This window comes from Flavobacterium sp. IB48, assembly GCF_016405855.1.
GTDB classification, from domain to species: Bacteria; Bacteroidota; Bacteroidia; order Flavobacteriales; family Flavobacteriaceae; genus Flavobacterium; species Flavobacterium ginsengisoli.
Window position 1 is genome coordinate 1 of sequence record NZ_JAEFCA010000016.1, and the last position, 5198, is coordinate 5198.

Annotated in this window: 2 tRNA genes and 2 rRNA genes; all 4 read left to right on the forward strand. The window is 48.8% G+C overall.

From position 1 onward, the window contains the following. Positions 1–175: 175 nt before the first annotated feature. The 4 genes from JC605_RS23490 (at position 176) to JC605_RS23505 (ending at position 5076) form a co-directional block, all read left to right on the forward strand. Positions 176–1689, forward strand: a 16S ribosomal RNA gene (locus JC605_RS23490). A gap of 127 nt (positions 1690–1816) precedes the next feature. Next, a tRNA-Ile gene (locus JC605_RS23495) sits at positions 1817–1890 on the forward strand. 92 nt (positions 1891–1982) lie between these two features. After that, a tRNA-Ala gene (locus JC605_RS23500) sits at positions 1983–2056 on the forward strand. Positions 2057–2193: 137 nt separating this feature from the next. Beyond that, positions 2194–5076 (forward strand): 23S ribosomal RNA (locus tag JC605_RS23505). Together the 16S and 23S rRNA genes with 2 tRNA genes alongside form the textbook arrangement of a ribosomal RNA operon. Positions 5077–5198: the final 122 nt, after the last annotated feature.

Consider the following 5198-nt stretch of genomic DNA (forward strand, 5'->3'; position numbering starts at 1 on the left):
TTTTGCACCCGCTTTGAAACACAAGCGATGAAGAAATAAAGACACGTTCGTAGACATATTGAATTGACAGCCGTTCTGAAAGAGATTTCAGAACATAAAGAATAAGAGCATTAGAATCGAGAGATTCGATAAAGAACCGCTAAGTTTAGCGCATCGCAATATAATATTAAAATATACGATGAAGAGTTTGATCCTGGCTCAGGATGAACGCTAGCGGCAGGCTTAACACATGCAAGTCGAGGGGTAGAGCACTTCGGTGCTTGAGACCGGCGCACGGGTGCGTAACGCGTATGCAATCTGCCTTTCACAGAGGGATAGCCCAGAGAAATTTGGATTAATACCTCATAGCATACTAAGTTGGCATCAACCTAGTATTAAAGTCACAACGGTGAAAGATGAGCATGCGTCCCATTAGCTAGTTGGTAAGGTAACGGCTTACCAAGGCGACGATGGGTAGGGGTCCTGAGAGGGAGATCCCCCACACTGGTACTGAGACACGGACCAGACTCCTACGGGAGGCAGCAGTGAGGAATATTGGTCAATGGGCGCAAGCCTGAACCAGCCATGCCGCGTGCAGGATGACGGTCCTATGGATTGTAAACTGCTTTTGTACGGGAAGAAACACTCCGACGTGTCGGAGCTTGACGGTACCGTAAGAATAAGGATCGGCTAACTCCGTGCCAGCAGCCGCGGTAATACGGAGGATCCAAGCGTTATCCGGAATCATTGGGTTTAAAGGGTCCGTAGGCGGTCTTGTAAGTCAGTGGTGAAAGCCCATCGCTCAACGGTGGAACGGCCATTGATACTGCAGGACTTGAATTATTGGGAAGTAACTAGAATATGTAGTGTAGCGGTGAAATGCTTAGAGATTACATGGAATACCAATTGCGAAGGCAGGTTACTACCAATTTATTGACGCTGATGGACGAAAGCGTGGGTAGCGAACAGGATTAGATACCCTGGTAGTCCACGCCGTAAACGATGGATACTAGCTGTTGGGGGCAACTTCAGTGGCTAAGCGAAAGTGATAAGTATCCCACCTGGGGAGTACGTTCGCAAGAATGAAACTCAAAGGAATTGACGGGGGCCCGCACAAGCGGTGGAGCATGTGGTTTAATTCGATGATACGCGAGGAACCTTACCAAGGCTTAAATGCAGACTGACCGATTTGGAAACAGATCTTTCGCAAGACAGTTTACAAGGTGCTGCATGGTTGTCGTCAGCTCGTGCCGTGAGGTGTCAGGTTAAGTCCTATAACGAGCGCAACCCCTGTTGTTAGTTGCCAGCGAGTAGTGTCGGGAACTCTAACAAGACTGCCAGTGCAAACTGTGAGGAAGGTGGGGATGACGTCAAATCATCACGGCCCTTACGCCTTGGGCTACACACGTGCTACAATGGCCGGTACAGAGAGCAGCCACCTCGCGAGGGGGAGCGAATCTATAAAGCCGGTCACAGTTCGGATCGGAGTCTGCAACTCGACTCCGTGAAGCTGGAATCGCTAGTAATCGGATATCAGCCATGATCCGGTGAATACGTTCCCGGGCCTTGTACACACCGCCCGTCAAGCCATGGAAGCTGGGGGTGCCTGAAGTCGGTGACCGCAAGGAGCTGCCTAGGGTAAAACTGGTAACTAGGGCTAAGTCGTAACAAGGTAGCCGTACCGGAAGGTGCGGCTGGAACACCTCCTTTCTAGAGCCCTAATGTTAGTGCTTGCACACGTTTGGGAAATAAGATGCGCAGCATCGGTTTTTTGGATCTTGAAATTGTATTGCTCTTGCTGTTAATTTAAAAAAATGATAAAACTTAAGTAAAACAGAGTCTCGTAGCTCAGCTGGTTAGAGTACTACACTGATAATGTAGGGGTCGGCAGTTCGAGTCTGCCCGGGACTACTATTTGACTTAAAAGAAGGAAATTCTAGAGTTGAAAGGTTAGGAATTACAAAAAAATTCATAATTCATAATTCACAATTCATAATTAGATTGGGGGATTAGCTCAGCTGGCTAGAGCGCCTGCCTTGCACGCAGGAGGTCAACGGTTCGACTCCGTTATTCTCCACAAAAGCGAAAGCTTAAAAGTTCATTGACATATTGGGATAAGAAAATAATAAGAAAGTAGAAAGCGTTTTCTGTTATAGCAGCAATGCATATGATAGGAAACAAAACAAAACGGATCATATTAAATTATGATTTGGTGCAATAAGCAAAATAAGGGCGCATGGGGAATGCCTAGGCTCTCAGAGGCGATGAAGGACGTGATAAGCTGCGAAAAGCTGCGGGGACGGGCACACACCGATCGATCCGCAGATATCCGAATGGGGCAACCCGCTATGTTGAAGACATAGCACACCGATAGGTGGGCAAACCCGCTGAACTGAAACATCTAAGTAGGCGGAGGAGAAGAAAACAAAAGTGATTCCGTAAGTAGTGGCGAGCGAACGCGGATTAGCCCAAACCAGCATTGTTACGGCATTGTTGGGGTTGTAGGACCGCGATATTTTATGTGCAAGGAACCGGAAGCTTCTGGAAAGGAGCGCCATAGAGGGTGACAGCCCCGTATGGGTAACGAGCATAATAGATAGCGGTATCCTGAGTAGGGCGGGGCACGTGAAACCCTGTCTGAATTTGGCGGGACCATCCGCTAAGGCTAAATACTCCTGAGAGACCGATAGTGAACCAGTACCGTGAGGGAAAGGTGAAAAGAACCGTGAATAACGGAGTGAAATAGATCCTGAAACCATGCGCTTACAAGCGGTCGGAGCCCTTTCGTGGGGTGACGGCGTGCCTTTTGCATAATGAGCCTACGAGTTAACGCTGCTGGCAAGGATAAGTGGTTAAGCCATGGATCCGCAGCGAAAGCGAGTCTGAATAGGGCGCTTTAGTCAGTAGTGTTAGACGCGAAACCGTGTGATCTACCCATGGGCAGGTTGAAGCTGTGGTAACACACAGTGGAGGACCGAACCGGTTGACGTTGAAAAGTCTTCGGATGACCTGTGGGTAGGGGTGAAAGGCCAATCAAACTCGGAAATAGCTCGTACTCCCCGAAATGCATTTAGGTGCAGCGCTGGATATAGTTATATAGAGGTAGAGCTACTGATTGGATGCGGGGGCTTCACCGCCTACCAATTCCTGACAAACTCCGAATGCTATATAATGTTTACCAGCAGTGAGGGCTTGGGTGCTAAGGTCCAAGTCCGAGAGGGAAAGAACCCAGACCATCAGCTAAGGTCCCCAAATATATGCTAAGTTGAAAGAACGAGGTTTGTCTGCCCAGACAGCTAGGATGTTGGCTTGGAAGCAGCCATTCATTTAAAGAGTGCGTAACAGCTCACTAGTCGAGCGGACGAGCATGGATAATAATCGGGCATAAGCATATTACCGAAGCTATGGATTTGTATGCAAATACAAGTGGTAGGGGAGCATTCTGACAGGGCTGAAGGTGTATCGTAAGGTATGCTGGACCGGTCAGAAAAGAAAATGTAGGCATAAGTAACGATAATGCGGGCGAGAAACCCGCACACCGAAAAACTAAGGTTTCCACAGCTATGCTAATCAGCTGTGGGTTAGTCTGGACCTAAGGCGAACCCGAAAGGGACAGTCGATGGCCAACGGGTTAATATTCCCGTACTTCTTATTGCTGTGATGGGGTGACGGAGTGATGAAAGCGCCGCGAACTGACGGAATAGTTCGTTAAAGCACCTAGCTATAGGCTCTATAGGCAAATCCGTAGAGCTTGGCGAAATGCGATAGTACTCGGAGTCTTCGGACAAAGAGATAGTGCGCCTAAGGGCTTCCAAGAAAAACCTCTAAACTTCAGGCAATAAGAACCAGTACCGTAAACCGACACAGGTAGTTGAGGAGAGAATCCTAAGGTGCTCGAGAGATTCATGGCTAAGGAATTAGGCAAAATAGACCTGTAACTTCGGGAGAAAGGTCGCCCCGAGCAATCGGGGCCGCAGTGAAGAGGTCCAGGCGACTGTTTATCAAAAACACAGGGCTCTGCAAAATCGTAAGATGAAGTATAGGGCCTGACACCTGCCCGGTGCTGGAAGGTTAAGAGGAGATGTTATCTTCGGAGAAGCATTGAATTGAAGCCCCAGTAAACGGCGGCCGTAACTATAACGGTCCTAAGGTAGCGAAATTCCTTGTCGGGTAAGTTCCGACCTGCACGAATGGTGTAACGATCTGGACACTGTCTCAGCCATGAGCTCGGTGAAATTGTAGTAACGGTGAAGATGCCGTTTACCCGCAGTGGGACGAAAAGACCCTGTGCACCTTTACTATAGCTTAGTATTGACCTTGGATAAATGATGTGTAGGATAGGTTGGAGACTATGAAGCGGCGTCGCCAGGCGTTGTGGAGTCATTGTTGAAATACAACCCTTTGTTTATCTGAGGCCTAACCCCGCAATGTGGGGGACAGTGCTTGGTGGGTAGTTTGACTGGGGTGGTCGCCTCCAAAAGAGTAACGGAGGCTTCTAAAGGTTCCCTCAGTACGCTTGGTAACCGTGCGTAGAGTGCAATGGCATAAGGGAGCTTGACTGAGAGACATACAGGTCGATCAGGTACGAAAGTAGAGCATAGTGATCCGGTGGTTCCGCATGGAAGGGCCATCGCTCAAAGGATAAAAGGTACGCCGGGGATAACAGGCTGATCTCCCCCAAGAGCTCATATCGACGGGGGGGTTTGGCACCTCGATGTCGGCTCGTCACATCCTGGGGCTGGAGAAGGTCCCAAGGGTTGGGCTGTTCGCCCATTAAAGTGGCACGCGAGCTGGGTTCAGAACGTCGTGAGACAGTTCGGTCTCTATCTACTGCGGGCGTTAGAAATTTGAGTGGATCTGATTCTAGTACGAGAGGACCGAATTGGACTAACCTCTAGTGTATCTGTTGTCCCGCCAGGGGCACCGCAGAGTAGCTACGTTGGGAAGGGATAAGCGCTGAAAGCATATAAGCGCGAAACCCACCACAAGATGAGATTTCTTTTAAGGATCGTGGAAGATGACCACGTTGATAGGCTACAGATGTAAAGGCAGTAATGTCATAGTCGAGTAGTACTAATAATCCGTAAGCTTATGCACACCCTTTTCCCGATCCGCCCAGGCGGATCGGGAGGAAACTTTCTAAAATAAGGCTTATTTGTTTCTTTATCCCAGTATGTTAAAATATTTGCCCGTCGCGGGCAGGTCGCAAAGCGAAAATT